Below are 21,520 nucleotides of genomic sequence, written 5' to 3'. Positions count from 1 at the left end.
TATGTTAGATTTAAATGCCGTGTTGATAGTAGCAGGCGGAATAGGTACTAGGTTTAATAATCCGCTACCTAAGCAATATTTTAAATATAATAATAAAACTATTTTAGAAAACACTTTAGAAAAATTTATCAAACATTCATTAATTGATAAAATATATGTTGTTGTAAATCCCAATGATAATTTTATCGATCAATTAAATTTATCTCCCAAAGTTGCTATTTTAAAATGCGGTGGCGAAACCCGACAAATCTCTACTTTTAATGGATTGAAAGCTATTAAGAATGATAATATAAAAAAAATCTTAATCCATGATGCTTGTAGACCTTTTATAACTCATAATTTAATTACAAATATAATAAAGGAACTTGATTTTAATGAAGGCATTTTGCCAGTACTAGATATTAACGATGCACTAAAGCAAGTTGATAAAAATTTATTGTTAGAAAATTTAAATAGGGATAATTATAAATTAGCTCAAACACCGCAAGGTTTTATATTTAATAAAATTTATTCAGCTCATCAAAATATTTTAGATCAAAATAATCATGATGATGCTGGAATTGCATTATTAAATAATATAAAAATTAAAACAATACAGGGCGAAACTAGTAATATTAAAATTACCATTAAAGAAGATATTAAAATGCATGATATAGAATATAGAACTGGTAATGGATTTGACGTTCACGAATTTCAAACAGGTGATCATATTTTTTTAGGCGGTTTAAAAATTCCACATGATAAAGGTATTAAAGCTCATTCTGATGGTGACGTTGTTTTACATGCAATAATTGATGCATTATTAGGAGCATTAGGAGAAAATGATATAGGATATTTTTTTCCTCCCAGTGATCCTAAGTGGAAAAATGCTGACTCAAAAACGCTATTAATAAAAACTTTGGAAATTTTAGGAGACAAAAATTTCACTATTAGCAATATTGATGTCACTATAATTGGTGAAGAACCAAAAATAAGCCCATATCGTAATGAAATTAGAAAGTGCATAGCTAACATTTTAAATATAGAATTTGAACGAATAAACGTTAAAGCTAAAACTACAGAAAAATTGGGTTTTTTAGGAAGAAAAGAAGGCATAGCTTGTTTAGCAACTTGCAATATTAAAATATTTGGTAAAAATTATGGATAAAAAAAGTAAATTTAATATACATTCTTTTGTATCAACTTTCTTTTATATAGGGCTTATTCCTAAAGCTCCAGGCACTTACGGTTCAATAGCTGCCTTTCCATTTGTTTGGATAATAAACAAATTAATTCATTTATTTTTTTTGGATAACCCGACTCAACTAGACAAAGGCGAAGCTTTAAGTTTAATGCTTTATCATCTACTTTTTATAATTGCATTATTTATAATAGGAGTAATAACTTCTGATAAATATTCAAGAATAACTAATAAAAAAGACCCTAAAGAGGTAGTAATTGATGAAGTAGTAGGACAATGGTTGTTATTTTGGCTATGCGCTCCTGGCATTCAATTAATTATCGATAAAGTTAATGATCTAATAATTTGCTTAATTATGCTTATATTATTTAGAATATTTGATATTATTAAACCATGGCCAATTTCAGTAATTGACCAAAAAATTAGAGGCGGTTTAGGTATAATGTTAGATGACATTTTTGCTGCAATTATGGGTAGCATTATGTTTTATGCAATCGTTGCAATATTAACATGAAAAGTTTAACCCTACTTTCTTGGAATATTAATTCAATTAGAATTAGGCTAGATTTACTTAAAGAAATATGTAAAGAGATAAAGCCTGATGTAATATGCCTACAAGAAACAAAAGTTATTGATGAACTATTCCCTATTGATTATATAAAAAATGAATTAGGTTTATATCATATTTGTTTTAGAGGTAATAAAGGATATAATGGTGTAGCCATTTTAAGTAAGTTACCATTCATAGAACTAACTGATAAAGAACTTAATAAAAAAGAAGCAAGAGACATCGCTGTAAAAATTGAAGATATTGAAATACATAATTTATATGTACCTGCAGGTGGACCTATTCCGGATGTAGAAAACAACCCTAAATTTGCTCAAAAACTTAAATTTTTTGAAGATCTAAATAAATGGACCTACGATAATATTGATTCTAATAAGGGTAAAGCTTTATTCGTAGGAGATTTGAATATTGCCCCACTTGAAACAGATGTTTGGTCCCATAAACAATTATTAAAGGAAGTTAGCCATACCCCTATTGAGATCGAACTAATGACGAAATGGTTTATAACTAATAATTTAATTGATTTACCTAGAATTTTTATCCCTAACGATCAAAAACTTTATAGTTGGTGGAGTTATAGAAATAAAGATTATAAAAAATCGAACAGAGGAAGAAGATTAGATCATGCTTTTTCAACTATTTTATTAAAAAATCAAGTAAAATCAGCATATTACCTTCATAAAACGCGCGAAATCCAGCAAACTTCTGACCATGTACCTTTAATTATAACCTTAAACTACTGAGAAATCCTTGTCATAGCGTAAAAATGTGTTATTTATACAACACAGCTTATTAAATGAATATTAAAATTCTTTATTATAAAAGCTTTAATTTCAAAACTGTAAAAAACTGGCTTATAAACTAATTTAGATATAGTTGAAACTATATTTATAAATGTTTAACCATTAGGATTAAGGACTAAACTATGACAAACATGAAAAAATTACTCCTTACCTCTGCTTTAATTTCAGGATTCTCAGCTGCTGCTTTAGCTGATGCTCCAACAATTACTGCTGGTGGTAAAATTGATTGGAAAACAGCTTTCACACATCAAAAGCAATCTTTCCAAACAGCTATTGACAGACATTCACGTAAACAACACATGGAAACACAAAACAACGTAAACATTAAAGCTGAAGGTCAAACAGACTTCGGTATGAAATACGGTGCGGTTGTTGAATTAGGTCATGATACAAGATCTACTGCTAATTCTGGTAAAGATGTATTCTTCAAAGATACTTTCTTATTCATGGAAAGCAACATGGGTCGTTTAGAGTTAGGTAGCCATGCTGGTGCTTCTGACACAATGAAAGTTGACGCTTCAAATATCGCTCGCGCTACTGGTGGTGTTGACGGTGCATTCGAAGATCACGTTAACAGTACAGTTGGTTATTTAGATACAGGTTTAGGAAAACGTATTGCTGCTCAATACATTACAGCTCCAAACTTACCACTTACACAATCTTCACAATACGCTCGTTACAACAAAGTATCTTACTATACTCCTGAATTTTCAGGTTTACAACTTGGTGTTAGCTATGCTATCGACACAGGTGACAATGGTAACTACAGAGGTTTAACAAGCAAATTCTTAGAATTAAACGATGATAACGATGGTGTTACACCAGGTTCTGCAAACAACTTCTCTAATGCATTCGAAGTTGGTTTAAAATATAAGTATCAATTCGACCAAGTTGGTTTAGAATTAGGTGCTACAGGTCAATTCGCTAGTGCACAAAAAGTTGCTCCAACTGTTACTGTAACAACAGCTAAACAACTCCGTTCAGTTAAAGCTTACAACGTTGGTGGTACATTAACATACACTAACTTCTCTTTAAGCGGTTCTTACGGTTCTTGGGGTAAAAGCACTAATACAAAACAAACCGAACAATATAACCACTCATCTTCACGTTACTACACTTTAGGTGGTGCTTATGTTCAAGGTCCAGTTGGTCTTAGCGTTACATACTTAGACAGTAAACGTTTAATGAACAAATTCCACAACATTTCTGTTGGTGCTGATTACCAATTAGCTCCTGGTATGTTACCATATGTTGAAGGTAACTTCTTCAAATATAAACCACATGCTGGTGCTTTCTTAGCTTCTACTGGTGGTACTGCTGGTGATGCTAAAAAGAACAACGGTAACGTTACATTCGTTGGTGTTAAATTCATGTTCTAATTTGAACACAATTTAATGTTCTTAAAAGGCGTGCTTTCGAGCACGCCTTTTTTTATTTCCTTTTAAAAATATTTTTCGCTTTACTATTAGCTTATTAAAATTTACATAGTAATATGTTAATATAAGAAATTTTATAAAGATTAATTTAAATTTTTCTTTCTATTACTATATTTATTTTAGTATTAGCTTTGGAGTTTTCGTGAAAAATATTTTTAAATATTTAATTATTATTGCCATAATAATTAGCTATACCTATCCTTCATTTGCTACTCCACTAAATATTCAAATTACTGGTAAAGTAGGTTGGAAAACCGCTTTTACTAATCAAAGTAAATATTTTCAGGTAGACCATTTAGACAGCAAAAAATTTTATAGCAGCAAACAAAATATGACTACCGAAACAGGAATTAAAATTCTTGCAAATAATGAAACAGATTTTGGTATGAAATATGGGGCTAGTATAGAATTTGGAGATGACACAACTTTTGGAAAGAGTGGTAAAGATATATATTTTGAAAATACATTTTTATTTCTTGAAAGTAATTTAGGTAAATTGGAATTTGGTAGCCATATTAGCGCATCAAAAACAATGAAAGTTGATGCTTCCAATATAGGACGTGCAACAGGAGGAATTAGTGGCTCATTTAATAGTTTTATCAATAATAAAGTAGGATATTTAGATACTAATCTAGCTGGAGCGGAAACTGGTAAAAGAATAGAAGCAACATATTTAACTGGTCCCCATCAACCATTTAACACTAGTTCACATAATGGTAGGTTTAATAAAATCTCCTATTACACTCCCGAAATTTCCGGTTTACAGTTAGGGCTTACTTATGCTTTAGATTCAGGTGATAAAGGGAATTATAAAGGCTTAACAGGGAAATATTTAAATTTTAATACAAACACACCAGGTTTATATAAAATTAAAAAACAATATCAAAATATTTTTGAAGTTGGGATGAAGTATAAATTCCAATATCAAAAAATAGATTTGGAATTAGGTATAGCAGGACAAGTTGCAAAGGCAGAAAAAGTTAATCCATACATATATCCTAATCCTGAACTTCATCAAAAAATTCATGGAATTAAAGCTTTTAATAGTGGAGTAATTCTTACTTATAATAATTTAAGTTTAGCTGGTTCTTATGGGAATTGGGGAAAAAGCCTTAATACTAAACAAACTGATATGTATAATAAATCTACTACTTCATATTACACATTAGGTGCAGCCTATATTCATAACCTGACTGGCGTCAGTGTAACTTATTTTAACAGTAGTCGCTTAAAAAATAAATTTACTTATCTTGCTTTTGGGTCAGACTATAAGCTACGCGAAGGAGTATTAGCATATGCAGAAACAAGTTTTTTTAAATTTAAGCCTGCACAATATGCTTATTTAAAGCCTATTGGAGGAATTCAAGGTGACGCAAAAAATAATTTAGGAAATATTACATTTGTTGGCATTAAATATATGTTTTAATTTACATCTAAAAAGTTACCTTTCTATTGAATATTTTTAAAAGAAAATTATTATTACATTTTAACTTTAAATAGTAATTATATGTCACTTAAAATTTTCATAATAGTTGTAATCATTTTCTTTAATATAATATCTAATACTTATGCTATAAATCCCTTAGAGCCTAACAAATCAAAAATAACAATAGTAGATGCGAATATTGTTGAAGGCAACCCTGAATTACTTAAAGAACAAGGTCAATTAATAATAGAAGATATACTTTATTATTATGAAGAAGAAAGCTTAGTTACTTTAAGAGATTCAACGGCCACAGAAAAAGTTATACTTAAGCTTCCTACATCTTATATTAACGATGCCGATCTCCATATAGGTGAATTTGTAAACGTACTTATAAAAGATGATAAAACTATTCTGGAAGCAGTAGGTGAAACTTTAATGTTTTTACCTGAAAAACATAAATAAGCTTTTAAATTTATTACAAAAGTATTAAGTTTCATTAATTTATTTGCATAAAACTTGACTTTGAACTTTGTTTATTTAAGATATAAAATCAATTTAAAAGGTAAAAACATGAAGTTATTTAAAATCTTATTAACATTAGGCGTTTTTCTAACGTTAACTTCTACTATGGTTAAGGCTAATAGTACAATGAGTGCTGCAGGTTCTGAATTATCAGTTATAGGTGCTTCTAATATAATTGAAGGAAGCGCTAATATAATTACTGCTGGCGCCAATTTAACTGTTGAATCTGTTAAAATTGTTGGTGATTCAATGGTAATAGTTTTAAAAGATATTAGCCATGCATCAGCTGAAACTTTAAAATTATCATTAAAAGCAGGCGGACATTTATCGGTAGCTGCGGGTCAAACAATAAAAGTTGTTACAACTGCCACAGGTTTAGTTTTAGAATCTGCAGGTAAAGCTATTGCTTTTTTACCAAATGAAGTAGGTGAAGAATTGATTCATTCATCAAAAAGTCATTAAGCTTTATAGGTATATTTTATGTTAAAAACAATTCTTTGCTTATTTTCTATATTACTTCCGATAACCAGTTTTGCTGGAACAAGCTGTGAACAAAAAGCAATTTCAGCTCAAGAAATATTAAATGCAAGTAATGCCGCTATAGGCTTAAAAAACTTTTTAAATAAACATGATCCAGAAGTAGCTATTATTGCACGAGTCGGTTCAAATGCTGCTAAATATGGGATAAAATTTACCCATGGAGCATATGTACTTAAACAAGGTAACAGTAGTGCATGGAAAGTTGTACATTTATTAAATAAATGTGGTAGTAATAAATCAGACATTTATGATCAAGGTTTAATGAATTTTTATCTTGATGATTTACATACTATGGAAACTTTAGTAATCATTCCGGAAAAAAATTTACAAAAATCATTAGCTAAAGTTTTAAATTCATCGACTAAATTAGTTGTACACCATCCGCATTACAGCACTATTGCTTATCCGTTTTCACTCAAATATCAAAATAGTAATCAATGGCTACTAGAAGCTTTAACTATGGCTGAAAATCAAAGTATTAACAATCGACAAGAAGCTCAGCATTATTTAAAAAATAATAATTATGTACCTTCCAAAATTGCTATAGGTGGTTTTGAGCAATTAGGAGCCAATTTATTCAAATCAAGTGTCAGTTTTGATGATCACCCTAAAGAAGAAAATGCATCTGGAAAATTTTCTGTAGTTACAGTTGATTCCATACTTAATTATCTTAAGAAAAATAAGCTACTAATTAAAGCATACGCTTTAAAATAATTTTAATTAAATAAGAGGAGAATTAGTTTTTCCTCTTATTTAATTCTATTCATAAATATATTTATTATCTTTTTAAAGTTATCAGATAATTAACTTCTAAATCATCTGACAAATACCATTCATTTTTAATTGGGTTAAAACTCATTCCCTTCATATTAGAAACTTTTAAATTGTAATTATTAGTTACATTTATAATTTCAGAAGGTTTAACAAATTTTTTCCATGAATGCGTTCCTATTGGAATCCATCTTAGAATGTACTCAGCTCCAAGAATTGCGAGTAAATATGATTTTATTGTTCTATTTATTGTAGTAATAATAATTATACCATTATCATTTAAAAGGTTTACAAGTGATTCTAAAAATTCCTTAATATCACTTACGTGTTCAATGACTTCAAGAGCTAAGATACAATCAAATTTTTGTTCTTCATTTGCTAAAGAGATTGTATCTATACATCTATAATTTATATTTAAATCTAATTTTTTGCTATGAAAACTCGCTGTTTTAATATTTTTTTCACTCGCATCAATACCAGTAACTTCAGCCCCCAAACGATGCATCGGTTCAGAAATAAGCCCTCCTCCACATCCTACATCTAAAAATTTTAATCCAGTAAAGGGTTTATTATCTAAGGTGATATTAAAATAGTCTAGCACATGTTTTTTAATATAATTTATTCTTAAAGGATTAATTTTATGCAAAGGTTTAAAAGGACCTTCCTCATTCCACCATTCTTCAGAAAGTTTAGAAAATTTTTCTATTTCTTTTAAATCAATAGTCATCTTTTAAGCCATTAATTTCTTGTTTTTTAAGTTCATAAAATAAATTATTTATAAATATAGCTCTTTCTAAAGCTAATTCACGATATATACGTTCTTTCTGCATAGCAGTATCTACACTTAAATCTACTCCACCCATAATTCTATGATGTGCGATCATTTGCTCTAAAGTAAAATCTTGAGAGTAATTTAATATAGTGTAAATCATTAAAAAAGTAGTTGTACGTCCCTTTCCTGCTCTGCAATGAATGTGTACCCAATGATTCTTAGGAATATCATTTAAGTAATCAACAAATTGTTTAACCATAGAAATATGTGGTTTATGCAAATCTCTAACTTTAATTGAAATATATTCTATATCATGCTTTCTTGCTAACTCTTCTTCGGTCCAAAATTCTTTTACTAAAACTTCTGTATATTCTTTTGAATCCCTAAAATATATTTTAACTTTTTTTCCTAATATTTTAGATTTATCAATTTGAACTGTTTCACCAAATTTTTTTGCAACCAATAAAACTGGTAAACCATTTATAAATCCATGAGGCTCACCTCTAAGATCTATTATCACTAATTGCTTATTTCTTTTACTAGCAAGGTCTTTAACATATAACAATTGCCTCTCTGAAAATTGTCCGCTTGCGGAAACTGGAGCTTCTAAATTTGGTAAAATATCTGACGGACCTATAATTCTAAAATTTTTTGGTACTAAAGATAGAAAAGAAGTGATGTCATAACGAAAAACATAATTCTCTGCTGTTTCCGCTAAAACATTGCTAGAAATTAATAAAAATACTAAAAATTTTAATATATTGTACACTTTTATAAAAATTTATTTGTAACTATCACTTGAAGTCCAGGACTTCTGTTATTATAATATTAATCAGGTATTATATACAATTCCGAATATTTTTCAAATTATGTTTGAGGTAGTCTTATGAAATTTAATCAAAATCAATCTTATTCATATGCTAAGACAGGCCAAATCGATTATCACGAAGGCTTAAGAAAGTATATGCTAAGAGTTTATAATTATATGGGATTGGCTCTTGCAATCACTGGTCTTATAGCAATGTTTGCTTCTTCGTCCCCAGCTTTTATGCAAATGATGTATAACCCAATGGGCGGAATGACAGGCTTAGGTTGGTTAATTGCGCTTGCTCCAATTGGATTTGTAATGTTTTTAAGTTTTGGACTTGAAAAAATGCAATTACAAACTGCTCAAATGGTATTTTGGGGATATGCAGCAGTTATGGGTCTTTCCTTATCTTCATTGTTCCTCGCTTATACCGGTGAAAGTATTGCAAGAGTGTTCTTTATAACAGCATCAGTTTTTGGCGGTATGAGTATTTATGGCTATACAACTAAAAAGGATTTAACTAAATTTGGTTCATTCTTAATGATGGGCTTATTTGGAGTAATCATTGCAAGCCTAGTTAATTTATTCTTAAAAAGCTCTGGTTTAGTATTTGTTACTTCTTTACTCGGAACCTTCATTTTTATTGGCCTTGTAGCGTATGATACCCAAAGAATTAAACAATTATATTTTGTATTAAGTGGTAATCCAGAAGGTGAAGCAAAAAGTGCTATATTAGGTGCTTTAACTCTTTACCTTGATTTTATCAATATATTTATTCATTTGCTTCAATTCTTAGGCCAAAGAAGAAATGACTAGTTTTTAATTTAATCTAAATTTCACTATTTAGGGGCTTTAGAGCCCCTTTTATTTTATAATATTATGCATTTAACCGAGCTACTTAATATAACCAAAATTCAATTCATCGATATTGGAACTAAAGATGGAATATTTAAGCCATTAGAGAATTATAAGCAATTTTTGGATATCGCACTTTTTGAACCCAATAAAAAGTTTTTTGATAGTTTAGAAATTAAATACCAGGATTATTCCAATATTAATGTATTTAATTTAGCTGTATCAAATTTTAAGGGTCAGGCTAATTTTTATCAAACTAAAATGAATAGCGCTTGTTCCTTACTTGAACCACTTTCTAGTGAATTAAATAAGCTAAATATGAAAGCTTTTAACGTTAAAGAACAAAAAGAAGTTGAAGTAAATTTTTTAGATAATTTAGTATATAAAGAAAATAAAATTAATTATAAATTACCTACTATTTTAAAAATTGATGCCCAAGGCGCTGATTTAAAGATACTTGAGGGTGGAAAAAAATTTATTTCCGAATCCGTGTTTGGGATTATTTGCGAGATTAGCTTTATAAGCAGATATAAAGGTGAGCCTAAACCTTATCAAATATTTGAATTCATGGAAAATAATGGGTTCATTTTGATTAAATTTACTAATCATAAGTATCTTGAAAATTTACCAAATGGTTTAAAAGAAAAATTATTTTTCAGCGATGGAATATTTATAAAAGAAAATTTGTTTGGCGAAATCAATGAAACAAATAAGAATTTAATTAATATAATAAATGAATTGTTTTTAATTCAATAATTTTACGGTTCTAAGATTATACTTCTTATATTTATTAGTTTTTAATTTTTAATCTATTAATGATTCAAAAATGATTCGTTTAAAATAGAAATAAGCGTAATAAATAAATTATAAAACCAAGTGTATATAGCTATAAAAAATTATCTTTATATCTTTTCATTTAAGCCTTTTAAAAATTGAAGTATTTAGAATTTTAATTTTAGTATTCTCAATAATTTCTTAGAAAAGATTTTCAATATTTGTTGATTCTTTATTATGTTTATAGCGAGATATATATTAATCTATTTAAGTACCTTATAACTACCATAAGTTGCCTAAATAATTGATGCTTATATGATATGATTAGTAATATTGTTATTTTACGTGAGATAAATAGGTAAAATATTTTAGATAGCATATTTAAACTCAATTAGAGTTTAAATATGCTAATGCCAACATATAACTTTATTAAATTATTTTGAAGCAGATAAACTTAATTCTTCTTCTTCTTCTTCTTCTTCTTGTAAATCACTAAATTGTTTTGACTTTACCATTGAAAGGAAAGCTAAAGCACTAAGTACCATTAAATACATTGCAGGCGCATAATGGCTTCCTGTTACTTCAATTAAGTAAGGCGCAACTATCGGTGTTGTACTACCAATAATTCCTACACCTAAACCAAATCCAAGTGATACCGCTCTACCACGTTTATTAACGCTATATAAATTTACAGTAAACGCATGTACTGGCCCTACGAAAGCACCTGTAAATAATGTAATTAAAATTTGGAATGCAGTGAAATTTTGTTTTACTAAAAACCCAAATAATGGATAAGCGAAAACAATCAATCCCATACATGCAATTAACATTACTTTAATTGGTTTAAATTTATCTGCGATATATCCCATTACTACACAAGAAATAATATAAGTAATAATTGCAGTTAAAGTTGCATCTAATCCTATCTCATTAGGTAACTTTAAGGTTTTAGTTACGTAAAAATTTGTAAAAGTTATTGGGATCCATACTAATGCACCAACTAAACCACCCACTGCTATAAGAGCTATGAAGTTACGGTAATCTTTAAATATTTCTTTAAATCCTTCTGTATCCGCACTACGTTTAACTTTTTTGTTAGCTTCGAAAAGTTTAAATTCATCACTTTCCATGATTACTCTTCTTAATCTATATGAAATTAAGCCGAATACACTACCGAAAATAAAGGTTGCACGCCATAACCATTCAATCTCACGGAACATTAAAACAATATATACTAATCCAAGAGCTATTAAACTACCAACTTGGCATGAACTTGAAAGTATACCACTGACTATTCCTTTATTCTTAGGGAAGTTTTCCATAAGTAATAAACCTGAGTTATTGTATTCTCCCCCCATTGCAACACCTTGCATGAAGCGAAGACCAATCATAATAATAGTAGCTAGTACTCCAATAGTTGCATATGTAGGCATTAATCCAATAAGTAATGTTGGAAGACTCATTAGTAATACAGTTTTAGCTACAGCTTCTTTACGACCTTCTTTATCAGCCATACTACCAAAATATATTGCACCTACAAGGCGTGAAATATTACTTAATGCAAAAACACCAAGTATAGCTAAGTGAGATTTATCAGGACTATCACTTGGGAAGAATAAAGGACCAATAACAGTAGAAAGATGAGCAAATATCATAAAATCATAAAATTCTAAGATATTACCCATTATAACAGCAAGCAGCATTTTATATTTCATTGAACTCTCCAAAATTATAGAATATTTGTAATAATTATTTAAGATTTAACAATTGTATCAAATTTTTTTAGAAGTGAAAGTAAATTTTCAAGGTTATCAACTTTTAGCATGCATGGACCATCACTTGGAGCATTATCAGGGTCATTATGTACTTCCATAAATACTGCTGCCACTCCTACTGCGATAGCTGCACGAGCCAGAACTTCTACAAATTCTCTTTCTCCACCACTCTCACTACCCTTACCACCAGGCTGTTGCACTGAATGTGTTGCATCAAAAACTATTGGCGCACCAAATCTGGCCATAATAGGCAGAGCTCTCATATCTGAAATAAGAGTATTATAACCGAAGCTTGTACCTCTTTCAGTTATTAAAACATTTTTATTTCCAGTAGAGTAAACTTTTTCAATAATATTTTTAATATCCCATGGGGCTAAAAACTGCCCTTTTTTAACGTTAACAACTTTTCCTGTATTACCGGCTGCTAATAACAAATCAGTTTGTCTGCATAAAAAAGCTGGGATTTGTAAAACATCAATTATTTCAGCAGCTATTTTACATTGTTCTTCTGTATGAACATCTGTAAGCACTGGGCAATTAAATGTTTTTTTTATTTCCTCAAATACAGGTAATGCATTTTCTAAACCTATGCCTCTCTTACCATTTAAAGAACTGCGATTAGCTTTATCAAAAGATGTTTTAAATATGAATTGCATATTCAATCTATCGCATATCTTTTTTACATGCTCAGCCATTTTCATCGCATGGTCCCGAGATTCCATTTGGCAAGGACCTGCAATTAAAACTAACGGTAAATCATTACCAATTTTAATATTACCTACATTAACATGATTTGCCATCTTTAACCTCTAACCATTTTTCTTCTTATTATATTTTTTTGCTGCTTCTATATATGAAGCAAATAATGGGTGTGGAAAAGTTGGCTTTGATTTAAGCTCAGGATGGAATTGAACTCCTATAAAAAAGTCATTATTTCTATTTTCCACTATTTCAGGTAGTTTATTATCAGGTGACATACCTGAAAAAATTATTTTATGTTTTTTGAAAGCTTGTATATAAGCTCCATTAACCTCATAGCGATGCCTATGACGTTCTTTAATTGCGTTTGATTTATATATTTTATAAGCAAGACTTTTAGTTTCTATTACACAATCATAACTTCCAAGTCGCATGGTACCGCCCATGTTTTTACTGTCTACAAAATTTTTACTGCCATCATTTAATTGCCATTCAGTCATAAGACCAACTACAGGATGATCGGTATTTTGATTGAACTCGGTTGAATTCGCATCTTCAAATCCTAGTAAATTCCTTGCAGCTTCAATTACAGAAAGTTGCATTCCTAAACAAATTCCTAAATACGGTATATTGTTTTCTCTTGCATATTTAATAGCAACAATTTTACCTTGAACACCATCTTTCCCAAAGCCGCCAGGTACTAATATGCCATCAATATCAACCATTTTATCTTCGATATTATCTTCATTCAAGCTTCGTGCATTTATCCATCTTAAAGTAACTTTTGTATTATTTGCGATACCGCCATGATTTAAAGCTTCGATTAAAGATTTATAAGCATCTTTTAATCTATTATATTTCCCAACTATTGCTATTCTTACTTGATGTTTTGGTGAATTAATTTTTTCAACAATTTCTTCCCATGTACGTAAATCAGGAACTTTATATTTAATTTTAAAATGCTTTAAAACTTGTTTATCAAGACCATATTCATGATACGAAATAGGAGCTTGATAAATTGTACTAACATCAAGAGCAGGAATTACGCTTTCTACTTCAATATTACAGAATAAAGCTATTTTTTCGCGCTCAGAAATATTAATATCACGATCTGCTCTGCATAAAAGTATATTTGGTTGAATACCAATTGCTCTTAATTCTTTTACAGAATGTTGAGTAGGTTTTGTTTTAAGTTCACGAGCTGCAGCTACATATGGCACTAATGTTAAATGCATATATAGAGTATTTTCTTCACCAATTTGATATCTTAGTTGTCTTATTGCTTCAAAGAATGGAAGAGCTTCGATATCCCCAACTGTGCCTCCAATTTCACACAACATGAAATCTACATCATCAGGATCTTCTAGAATAAATTCTTTAATTAAATCAGTAACATGTGGAATAACCTGAACTGTTTTACCTAAATAATCACCTCTTCTTTCTTTTTCTAATAAATTAGAATAAATTTTTCCTGTGGTTACGTTATCACCTTTTCTTGCATTAACACCGGTAAATCTCTCATAATGTCCTAGATCTAGATCTGTTTCTGCTCCATCTTCAGTAACAAAAACCTCACCATGTTCATATGGACTCATAGTGCCAGGATCAATATTCAAATATGGATCTAATTTTCTTAATCTTACAGAATAGCCATGAGCTTGTAAAAGTACAGCAAGGCTGGATGAGGCGAGTCCTTTCCCTAAAGAAGATACAACTCCACCGGTAATAAAAATAAACTTTTTGGCCATTTTATAATAAAATTATAGTTATTTTCTGATATTTTCTATATCTGCGTTCTCTTTATCCTCAGCAGATTTACTTTCAATTTTTTCTATAAGAGAATCTGAATGATTTTTTTTATCCATAACAATTGATAAACCTAAACTATTTATCATGAATATAGCTGCTAAAATTGCAGTAGTTTTAGTAAAAAAGTTACTACCACTTGAGGACTGAACAAAATTATTAGCTCCTCCGCTTAAATTACCTACGCTATCACTGCCAGTTTTTTGAAGTATGACTACTACAATAAGTAATAAAGTTACAACTATTTGAATTATAAGTAATATTGTTTCCATTGCTACCCTTCTAATTTGTATTCTGGAGGATGTTTTAATGCCCAAAATAATTCTATATTATTCGGCAAAACTAATTATTTTCTTAAAATCGGGAAGCTTAAGACTTGCTCCCCCAATCAAGGCTCCATCAATTGGCCATGAATTTAGTATTTCATTAGCATTACCTGTATTTACTGAGCCACCATACACTATTTTTAAATTTTTTTCAAATAACTTATTAATAATATCTTTAACTTTAGAAATATATTTTAAATCCGGTATAAGGCCCGTGCCGATTGACCAAACTGGTTCATAAGCAATTATTACTTTTAATTGATCAGTAACTGGTAAGTTTTTTATTATTTTTAGCTGATCTTCAAGTACTTTTGCCGTTAATTGCTTATCATATTCTTCTTTTGTTTCACCAACGCAAAATATTGGTTGTATATTAAATTTTAAAGCATTTTGTAATTTTTTATTTAAAATTTCATTATTTTCATTGAAATATTGTCTTCTTTCAGAATGACCTATTAAAACATGCTCACAACCAGAGTATTTTAATAATTTACCACTTATTTCTCCTGTATATGCGCCGTATTCTTCTTCAATAACTGAAATATCTTGCGCTCCTAGATTTACTTTTTGATGATCAAAATAATTAAAGAAAATGCTAGGGGTACAAATAATTATTTTATTTGGCGCATTTACCATTTTAACTAGATAATTATTTATTTCATGAGCTAAAGAAAAATTACCGTTCATTTTCCAATTAGCTATAATAATTTTACCTGGCATTCTTACCTTTTATTTAAATTTACTAAGTAATTTTTGTGAATTAAAAATGATATTACATATTTTGTTCGTAAGCTGCTAGTTTTTCTTCAAGATTTTTTACAGAAATTCCTAAAATTTTTGCAGCAGCAATATGATCGCCCAAGCAATTTTTTAACGTTGAACTAATCGCTTCTTTTTCAAGATCGGCTAATGACTTTGCTCTAAAACTATTTTCCGCGCTTATCATTAAACTATCTTTGCTAATAATGCCGTTCTCTGCTAGTAAACAAGCTCTGTACATTGTATTTTCAAGTTCTCTAACATTACCAGGCCAATTATAATTCTCTACTATTTTAAGAGCTTCTTCATCAAATTTAGGTATTTTCAGACTGTTTTGTTTACTATATTTTTCAATATAAAATGAAGAAATTTTTAAAATATCTTCTCTCCTTTCTCTTAAAGGTGGAAGACTAATATTTATAACATTTAAACGAAAATAAAGATCTTCTCTAAATCTCCCGTTTTTAACTTCTTCAGATAGAGTTCTATTACTAGTAGCTATAATTCTTATGTCTAATTTAACTTTATTATTTCCACCTATTCTTTCTATTTCTTTTTCTTGAATTGCCCTTAGTAACTTTGCTTGTAATTTAATATCAATTTCACTAATTTCATCTAATAAAAGGGTTCCACCATTAGCTTCTTCAAATTTACCTACTCTTCTTGCAACAGCTCCTGTAAAAGCACCTTTTTCATGTCCAAAAAGCTCGGATTCTAGTAAATTTTCTGGAATAGCAGCACAGTTTACAGAAACAAAAGGTTTAGTTTTCCTTTTACTTTGAGTATGTAAAAACTTAGCCATTACCTCTTTACCAGTTCCTGATTCCCCAGTTATCAAAATAGTAGCATCAGAACTTGCTACTTGTTTGCCGAGTTGCATAATTTTTTGCATTGTCTCACTTGAAGCTATGAAATCTTTATTATCTATAGATATTGCTTCAATGATTGAAACTATTAAATCTTCATCAGGAGGAAGAGGTAAATATTCTTTTGCACCAGATTTTATAGCAGTTACTGCATCATCTTTATTTTGATCGAATCCGCATGCTATTACATTTGCAAAAATCTTTTCTTGAGATAATTGATCAACTAATTTTTTTATATTTTGTTTAGCATCAATAAAAATTAAATCTGCACTATTGCCAGATCTTAAATCCTCTAACGCATTATCAATATTATTTGCTTGCCTAACAGATGCACCTCTTTTTGATGCTACCTGACTTGCCTTATATAATTCACCAGATAAATCACCAATAATTAAAAGTCGCATTTTTACCTTTTATCTACTTGTTATCAAAATAATGTACTTTTTTATCGTGAGGTAAAATATTATTTAATGTAATTTCTAATAATCTTGGATTTTGTTTTTTAGCGATAGAAATTATTGTTTCATAAAATAACTTATTTAAAATTAATTCTTCTTGCGTATTTCTTTCTAATTTTGAAGCAAGAGGAAACATAAAAACATAGGAAATAATAGCACCATAAAAAGTTGTAAGCAATGCAACTGCCATAGCAGGCCCTATTTTTGAAATATCGTTCAAATTATTTAACATTTGAACTAACCCAACAAGTGTTCCTATTAAACCCATTGCTGGTGCAATTTCTCCCGCCTTTTTAAGAATAGCGACAGTTTTTTTATGTCTTTCGACCATAAAAATTAAATGTTGTGTTAAATTGTGATCTAAAAAATCCATTGCTACACTATCACTTACTAATTTTACTCCTTCCCAAAGAAAAGGATTAAAATTATAAATTTCTCTTTCTTGATTTGCTAAATCAAGTACCCCTTTTTTATAAGCTCTTTCTGAACATTTAATACAAAAATAAGCTGAATCTGTTAAATCATTAATAGTATAAAAAACTGTCTTAAGAGAAATTTTTATTGAAGCAATGATTTCATCCCATTTAAAACATGCAGACGTTACACAAAAGGTACCACCAACAACTATAAGCACTGATTGCGCATCAAGAAAACTTAATACATTACCACCTACTATTATAGCAGCAAATATTAATGCTATACAAAATACGATACCAAAAAAACTTGTTAAATCTGTAGAAGTTTCATTCATTTTATTCTTTATCTTGTCTCATAATTTCAGTTAATGTCACACCAACTTTTTCATCAACTATTACTACTTCACCACGAGCAACTAAGCGGTCGTTTACAAAAATATCAACTGCTTCCCCAACTTTTCTATCAAGTTCAACTACTGAACCTTTACCTAGTTTAAGAAGTTGACCTACTGACATCATCGATTTGCCGAGTAAAACTGAAATTTGTACAGGAATATCATATACACTTTCTATTTTGATATTTTCATCAATAGTTTCTTGATTTTCTGTCATAATAAACTCGAACCTATATTTGGATAATATTTAATATATTAATCTAAATTATAAATAATACAAGAGTATTAAATTGTAAATTTTTTTATTTTAGTAGATAAGTAAAAAAATATTTATAACTTTTTTTAGGAAGCTTTTTGTAAAATTAAGCAAACCCAATCACCATTAATTATTCTATCAAATAATTTTAATCCAAAATAAGAATATTTTTCAAAAACCATTTTTTCTTGATTTAATAAAAAACCTGAAAGAATTATATAGCCATCGTCTGCAAGAACATTTGCAGCATCTTCAGCCATATCGATTAATGGTTGCGCTAATATATTTGCAAATACTAAATCATATTTATTATGTTTTATTTGTGCATCTTTAAATCCATCACAGGCAAAAGCTTTAATATTTGAAATATTATTTAATTTAAAATTTTCTTTAGCTACTTCAATTGCCACATTATCTAAATCTGTAGCGGTAATATTTGAATTAAAAATTTTTGAAGCTGCAATTGCCAAAATACCTGAACCTGTACCAATATCTAATATATTTTTAAACGTATTATTTTCTATCAATTTACTTAAAGCTTCAATACATGCTGCAGTAGTTTCATGACTTCCCGTGCCAAAGGCTCTACCTGCACTAATTTTTATATGATATTTTTCTCTATTATCATTCATTTCTTCTGAGCTTATAACAAATGGTGGGATTATAATTGGTGGAATATTTTTTTGAACCTCACTAACCCAATCTATGTCTGGTACTTCTTCAAAATTTAAAATTTCAGCTTCAATTTTAAGCTCATTAATATAATTTTTTGTTCCTTCAATGACTTCCTGCTTTTCTTTTAAATCAAAAAAATATGCTTCAACTTGCCATTTATCCTCTGGGTATGGATCTACATGAGTAGTTATATCAACTTCGTAAGCACTAGTAGAAGCTTCATAAAATTCTAGGAAATCGCTTAAAAGCTCAACATATTTGAATTTAGTAAGAATACTCAATTTTGAGATTTTGCTTGCACCTTTAAAGGGGTTTTCAATATTATCCATATCACTACATTTGAAGAATTTGATCTTACTAAATAATAACTATTGCTAAAATGCAAGTTATATGTTATCTAAAGTAACTCAATTATTCATTATACGGATGGGTGACCGAGTGGTTTAAGGTACCGGTCTTGAAAACCGGCGTGCGGGGAACCGTACCGTGGGTTCGAATCCCACCCCATCCGCCACATTTTTAATCTCTTGTTATTTAACAAAATTGAAAATTCTTTACTAAATTAATCTTAAATTTTTATATCATTTTTTGAAGATAGTTTAATTTTATAATTATGAGTAACAATAGAATAATATTATCACCAACTGGTAGTTACAAAGTTGGAGTATGTAAATATAATTTATACAATGAATTCAGGAAAACTTTTGAATATCCTGAAGGACAATTAATACCTATTCAAATATATTTTCCTTTATCAAAAGGACCTCATACTCCAAAAGAAAAAATATATGAAGAATTTGCACCTAAATTATTCCCTATTTTAAAAAATAAAGTATTTGCGGAACAAGCTAATGTAAAAAGCATCTCTTCAGGTAAACACCCTGTTGTAATCTTTAATCATGGTAATGGAGCAATAATGACTGATTATGCTATCCTTAATGAAGAATTAGCTTCACATGGTTTTATTGTAATATGCATTCAACATCAATTAGTAACTGACAAAACTCAGCCGGAAATATGGAATAATAGAAGCTGCGCTAAACATAGTAATATCATAGATAATATTCTTTATGTATTTGACTGGATAAAGAAAAATAAAAATGAATTTTCTGGAAATATTGATACCTCTAAAGTTGCACTTATTGGGCATTCAATGGGTGGCAATGCATTATTTATGCTTGCTAATCGTATTACTAGTATATTTAGATCAGGAGTTAATAGCTTATTACCACATGAACCTACTCATTCAAATGTTAAAGAATGTATAGTATTTATTGATGGAGAATTACAATTTCCTTATCCCACAAAATATCCTATCCTATTCTGCTTATCTGAAGAAAGACAAATTTATCAAAAAAATACTGGTATTATGGAATTACTTAAACAGTCAGGTTATAAATTTCATTACTATCCTGGTTCACGTCATATTAGCTTTATGGATCATGCCTATTTGAATGAATCATTACCACATAATTCTAACGAAAAATATTTTAATGGCACTATTAGCGACTGCAAAGCATTTTATAAAAATCTTAGAAAAGATATTTTAAATTTTTTAAATGAAAACATTAGATATTAATCTATCTATTCATATAATTATTATTGCAAATTATTTACCCAAATTTTCTGATAAAAAATCTACAATTTGTTTACTAACCTGCTTTTGTAATTTATTCCTATTTAGATTACTATTACATAAATGCGGGGTGATTTTCTTACCAAGCTTTGAACAATTATTCATAAAATCGAAATGTTCAGCATCATTTATAATTATAACCTTAGAATTATTCATATTTTTAGCATAAAATTCTGCATTCACTTTTGCAGGTGTAATGAAATCTTTAGTGCCTACAATAATTAAACTAGGAATCTTACTTTGTTTGAGTCCATTTTTATCAAAACCCTCACCTAAATCTGGAGCTATAGAAAAAATAGCTTTAATTCGCTTATCATAATATAAATTTTGAGCATACGACCAATCAACCTTATTAGCTTTTTCTTTCGCATATTCAGGCCAATCATTCCACCTTGAATATTTATGATCCATTGCATTTTTAAAAAGGTCTTTATCTGCTTTAATGCCACTCAGCCAAAGCGAAGTGAGTCCACCAAGTGAAAAACCTCCTGCAACAATCTTTTCCTGATTTATTACCTTACCCCAAGTTTTATCATTTAAAAGATATGTCAAAAACTCTGAAACATCTAAAGGTCGTTGCCACATTGAAGTATAAAGAAACAAATCACTATGTTCATAACTTGTATTATGCGTATGTTCAATCATAGCTACAATATAGCCTTCTTTAACTAAGCTCTCAGCAATCCATGAATTTCCAAACCTATCCCCTTGCCAGCCATGCGAAAATATTACTAAAGGGTAAGTTAATGATTTGTTAGATAAAGGAGCATTTTTCACATAAAATTTTCTATGCCAAATTCCATGTTCTATAGTTTTAGAATTTATTTTTTCATCAATTGGATAATAAATTTCTGTTATTATTTCTCTATCACTATTAGGAAGAGTAAAAGAAATTTCTTGAGTACCAAGAGCATTTGCATCAAATAAAGGTATTACATTTATTATGATGCATGCAATAGCCAATAAATAAAAAGTTTTTTTAATTTGTTTCATCATAT

23 protein-coding genes and 1 tRNA gene are annotated in these 21,520 nt (G+C 29.2%); 12 read left to right on the top strand and 12 right to left on the bottom strand.

All coding sequences use genetic code 11. From position 1 onward, the window contains the following. Position 1 precedes the first annotated feature (1 nt). The 8 genes from ispF to J0H68_07610 all read left to right on the top strand — a co-directional run bounded on the left by ispF (position 2) and on the right by J0H68_07610 (position 7,189). Entirely contained in the window at positions 2 to 1,147 is a 1,146-nt protein-coding gene (ispF, locus tag J0H68_07645) for a 2-C-methyl-D-erythritol 2,4-cyclodiphosphate synthase (GenBank protein MBN8828563.1), read from the top strand. Continuing rightward, complete coding sequence (locus tag J0H68_07640; protein MBN8828562.1) at positions 1,140 to 1,694, top strand: phosphatidylglycerophosphatase A; 555 nt, start codon at positions 1,140 to 1,142, stop codon at positions 1,692 to 1,694. Before ispF ends, J0H68_07640 begins: the two co-directional genes overlap by 8 nt. Then, entirely contained in the window at positions 1,691 to 2,491 is an 801-nt protein-coding gene (gene xth, locus J0H68_07635) for an exodeoxyribonuclease III (GenBank protein ID MBN8828561.1), read from the top strand. The genes J0H68_07640 and xth overlap by 4 nt, the downstream gene beginning before the upstream one ends. Positions 2,492 to 2,673: 182 nt before the next feature. Further along, on the top strand, positions 2,674 to 3,930 hold the full coding sequence (locus tag J0H68_07630; protein ID MBN8828560.1) for a porin: 1,257 nt from the start codon (positions 2,674 to 2,676) through the stop codon (positions 3,928 to 3,930). 199 nt (positions 3,931 to 4,129) lie between these two features. After that, entirely contained in the window at positions 4,130 to 5,413 is a 1,284-nt protein-coding gene (locus tag J0H68_07625; protein MBN8828559.1) for a porin, read from the top strand. 81 nt (positions 5,414 to 5,494) lie between these two features. Beyond that, positions 5,495 to 5,875, top strand: a complete 381-nt coding sequence (locus tag J0H68_07620) for a hypothetical protein (protein MBN8828558.1) — start codon at positions 5,495 to 5,497, stop codon at positions 5,873 to 5,875. 108 nt (positions 5,876 to 5,983) lie between these two features. Then, on the top strand, positions 5,984 to 6,397 hold the full coding sequence (locus J0H68_07615; protein ID MBN8828557.1) for a hypothetical protein: 414 nt from the start codon (positions 5,984 to 5,986) through the stop codon (positions 6,395 to 6,397). A gap of 18 nt (positions 6,398 to 6,415) precedes the next feature. After that, entirely contained in the window at positions 6,416 to 7,189 is a 774-nt protein-coding gene (locus tag J0H68_07610) for a DUF2145 domain-containing protein (protein ID MBN8828556.1), read from the top strand. Between the two features lie 64 nt (positions 7,190 to 7,253). Here the strand turns inward: J0H68_07610 and ubiG are convergent, their stop codons facing one another. Both ubiG and J0H68_07600 read right to left on the bottom strand, forming a co-directional pair. Beyond that, complete coding sequence (gene ubiG / locus J0H68_07605) at positions 7,254 to 7,973, bottom strand: bifunctional 2-polyprenyl-6-hydroxyphenol methylase/3-demethylubiquinol 3-O-methyltransferase UbiG (protein ID MBN8828555.1); 720 nt, start codon at positions 7,971 to 7,973, stop codon at positions 7,254 to 7,256. After that, positions 7,963 to 8,787: a dual specificity protein phosphatase family protein gene (locus J0H68_07600; GenBank protein MBN8828554.1), complete on the bottom strand. Its 825-nt coding sequence runs from the start codon at positions 8,785 to 8,787 to the stop codon at positions 7,963 to 7,965. The genes ubiG and J0H68_07600 overlap by 11 nt, the downstream gene beginning before the upstream one ends. 117 nt (positions 8,788 to 8,904) lie before the next feature. Between J0H68_07600 and J0H68_07595 the strand changes: the two genes are divergently transcribed. Both J0H68_07595 and J0H68_07590 read left to right on the top strand, forming a co-directional pair. Then, positions 8,905 to 9,642: a Bax inhibitor-1/YccA family protein gene (locus tag J0H68_07595; protein ID MBN8828553.1), complete on the top strand. Its 738-nt coding sequence runs from the start codon at positions 8,905 to 8,907 to the stop codon at positions 9,640 to 9,642. Between the two features lie 63 nt (positions 9,643 to 9,705). Beyond that, the gene (locus tag J0H68_07590; protein ID MBN8828552.1) at positions 9,706 to 10,437 is read left to right on the top strand and encodes an FkbM family methyltransferase; all 732 of its coding nucleotides are present in this window, start codon (positions 9,706 to 9,708) and stop codon (positions 10,435 to 10,437) included. A gap of 452 nt (positions 10,438 to 10,889) precedes the next feature. On the opposite strand, the gene J0H68_07585 is transcribed toward J0H68_07590, so the two are convergent. The 9 genes from J0H68_07585 to J0H68_07545 all read right to left on the bottom strand — a co-directional run bounded on the left by J0H68_07585 (position 10,890) and on the right by J0H68_07545 (position 19,215). Further along, positions 10,890 to 12,170: an MFS transporter gene (locus tag J0H68_07585; GenBank protein MBN8828551.1), complete on the bottom strand. Its 1,281-nt coding sequence runs from the start codon at positions 12,168 to 12,170 to the stop codon at positions 10,890 to 10,892. A 38-nt stretch (positions 12,171 to 12,208) separates the two neighbouring features. After that, on the bottom strand, positions 12,209 to 13,030 hold the full coding sequence (gene kdsA, locus J0H68_07580) for a 3-deoxy-8-phosphooctulonate synthase (GenBank protein ID MBN8828550.1): 822 nt from the start codon (positions 13,028 to 13,030) through the stop codon (positions 12,209 to 12,211). Positions 13,031 to 13,039: 9 nt separating this feature from the next. Beyond that, complete coding sequence (locus J0H68_07575; GenBank protein MBN8828549.1) at positions 13,040 to 14,677, bottom strand: CTP synthase; 1,638 nt, start codon at positions 14,675 to 14,677, stop codon at positions 13,040 to 13,042. A gap of 18 nt (positions 14,678 to 14,695) precedes the next feature. Next, complete coding sequence (secG, locus tag J0H68_07570; protein MBN8828548.1) at positions 14,696 to 15,007, bottom strand: preprotein translocase subunit SecG; 312 nt, start codon at positions 15,005 to 15,007, stop codon at positions 14,696 to 14,698. A 57-nt stretch (positions 15,008 to 15,064) separates the two neighbouring features. After that, positions 15,065 to 15,781, bottom strand: a complete 717-nt coding sequence (gene tpiA / locus J0H68_07565) for a triose-phosphate isomerase (GenBank protein MBN8828547.1) — start codon at positions 15,779 to 15,781, stop codon at positions 15,065 to 15,067. 52 nt (positions 15,782 to 15,833) lie between these two features. Beyond that, positions 15,834 to 17,090: a sigma-54-dependent Fis family transcriptional regulator gene (locus J0H68_07560; protein MBN8828546.1), complete on the bottom strand. Its 1,257-nt coding sequence runs from the start codon at positions 17,088 to 17,090 to the stop codon at positions 15,834 to 15,836. A gap of 13 nt (positions 17,091 to 17,103) precedes the next feature. Beyond that, positions 17,104 to 17,895, bottom strand: a complete 792-nt coding sequence (locus tag J0H68_07555) for a MotA/TolQ/ExbB proton channel family protein (GenBank protein MBN8828545.1) — start codon at positions 17,893 to 17,895, stop codon at positions 17,104 to 17,106. 1 nt (position 17,896) lies between these two features. After that, the gene (gene fliN, locus J0H68_07550) at positions 17,897 to 18,172 is read right to left on the bottom strand and encodes a flagellar motor switch protein FliN (protein ID MBN8828544.1); all 276 of its coding nucleotides are present in this window, start codon (positions 18,170 to 18,172) and stop codon (positions 17,897 to 17,899) included. 125 nt (positions 18,173 to 18,297) lie between these two features. Beyond that, on the bottom strand, positions 18,298 to 19,215 hold the full coding sequence (locus tag J0H68_07545) for a 50S ribosomal protein L11 methyltransferase (GenBank protein MBN8828543.1): 918 nt from the start codon (positions 19,213 to 19,215) through the stop codon (positions 18,298 to 18,300). Positions 19,216 to 19,310: 95 nt separating this feature from the next. Here J0H68_07545 and J0H68_07540 point away from each other — a divergent pair. Together J0H68_07540 and J0H68_07535 are read left to right on the top strand one after the other, a co-directional pair. Continuing rightward, positions 19,311 to 19,400: transfer RNA gene (locus J0H68_07540), tRNA-Ser, on the top strand. A gap of 99 nt (positions 19,401 to 19,499) precedes the next feature. Continuing rightward, on the top strand, positions 19,500 to 20,465 hold the full coding sequence (locus tag J0H68_07535; protein ID MBN8828542.1) for a hypothetical protein: 966 nt from the start codon (positions 19,500 to 19,502) through the stop codon (positions 20,463 to 20,465). Positions 20,466 to 20,495: 30 nt separating this feature from the next. Here J0H68_07535 and J0H68_07530 read toward each other — a convergent pair whose 3' ends face one another. Continuing rightward, a complete protein-coding gene (locus J0H68_07530) occupies positions 20,496 to 21,518 on the bottom strand; it encodes an alpha/beta fold hydrolase (GenBank protein MBN8828541.1) in 1,023 nt (340 codons plus the stop codon). Positions 21,519 to 21,520 lie beyond the last annotated feature (2 nt).

It is taken from the genome of Sphingobacteriia bacterium, from assembly GCA_017304685.1.
GTDB lineage: Bacteria > Pseudomonadota > Alphaproteobacteria > Rickettsiales > 33-17 > JAFKLR01.
This window is presented reverse-complemented; position numbering and strand designations above follow the sequence as displayed.

What these genes read in the sequence shown, in the direction of transcription:
- J0H68_07535 (MBN8828542.1), top strand. Translation starts at nt 19,500, where the DNA reads ATGAGTAACAATAGAATAATATTATCACCAACTGGTAGTTACAAAGTT.
- J0H68_07615 (MBN8828557.1), top strand. Translation starts at nt 5,984, where the DNA reads ATGAAGTTATTTAAAATCTTATTAACATTAGGCGTTTTTCTAACGTTA.
- J0H68_07610 (MBN8828556.1), top strand. Translation starts at nt 6,416, where the DNA reads ATGTTAAAAACAATTCTTTGCTTATTTTCTATATTACTTCCGATAACC.
- J0H68_07630 (MBN8828560.1), top strand. Translation starts at nt 2,674, where the DNA reads ATGACAAACATGAAAAAATTACTCCTTACCTCTGCTTTAATTTCAGGA.
- J0H68_07590 (MBN8828552.1), top strand. Translation starts at nt 9,706, where the DNA reads ATGCATTTAACCGAGCTACTTAATATAACCAAAATTCAATTCATCGAT.
- J0H68_07545 (MBN8828543.1), bottom strand. Translation starts at nt 19,215, where the DNA reads ATGGATAATATTGAAAACCCCTTTAAAGGTGCAAGCAAAATCTCAAAA.
- xth (MBN8828561.1), top strand. Translation starts at nt 1,691, where the DNA reads ATGAAAAGTTTAACCCTACTTTCTTGGAATATTAATTCAATTAGAATT.
- J0H68_07620 (MBN8828558.1), top strand. Translation starts at nt 5,495, where the DNA reads ATGTCACTTAAAATTTTCATAATAGTTGTAATCATTTTCTTTAATATA.
- ispF (MBN8828563.1), top strand. Translation starts at nt 2, where the DNA reads ATGTTAGATTTAAATGCCGTGTTGATAGTAGCAGGCGGAATAGGTACT.
- secG (MBN8828548.1), bottom strand. Translation starts at nt 15,007, where the DNA reads ATGGAAACAATATTACTTATAATTCAAATAGTTGTAACTTTATTACTT.
- ubiG (MBN8828555.1), bottom strand. Translation starts at nt 7,973, where the DNA reads ATGACTATTGATTTAAAAGAAATAGAAAAATTTTCTAAACTTTCTGAA.
- J0H68_07640 (MBN8828562.1), top strand. Translation starts at nt 1,140, where the DNA reads ATGGATAAAAAAAGTAAATTTAATATACATTCTTTTGTATCAACTTTC.
- J0H68_07530 (MBN8828541.1), bottom strand. Translation starts at nt 21,518, where the DNA reads ATGATGAAACAAATTAAAAAAACTTTTTATTTATTGGCTATTGCATGC.
- J0H68_07595 (MBN8828553.1), top strand. Translation starts at nt 8,905, where the DNA reads ATGAAATTTAATCAAAATCAATCTTATTCATATGCTAAGACAGGCCAA.
- J0H68_07585 (MBN8828551.1), bottom strand. Translation starts at nt 12,170, where the DNA reads ATGAAATATAAAATGCTGCTTGCTGTTATAATGGGTAATATCTTAGAA.
- J0H68_07575 (MBN8828549.1), bottom strand. Translation starts at nt 14,677, where the DNA reads ATGGCCAAAAAGTTTATTTTTATTACCGGTGGAGTTGTATCTTCTTTA.
- J0H68_07560 (MBN8828546.1), bottom strand. Translation starts at nt 17,090, where the DNA reads ATGCGACTTTTAATTATTGGTGATTTATCTGGTGAATTATATAAGGCA.
- J0H68_07555 (MBN8828545.1), bottom strand. Translation starts at nt 17,895, where the DNA reads ATGAATGAAACTTCTACAGATTTAACAAGTTTTTTTGGTATCGTATTT.
- tpiA (MBN8828547.1), bottom strand. Translation starts at nt 15,781, where the DNA reads ATGCCAGGTAAAATTATTATAGCTAATTGGAAAATGAACGGTAATTTT.
- kdsA (MBN8828550.1), bottom strand. Translation starts at nt 13,030, where the DNA reads ATGGCAAATCATGTTAATGTAGGTAATATTAAAATTGGTAATGATTTA.
- fliN (MBN8828544.1), bottom strand. Translation starts at nt 18,172, where the DNA reads ATGACAGAAAATCAAGAAACTATTGATGAAAATATCAAAATAGAAAGT.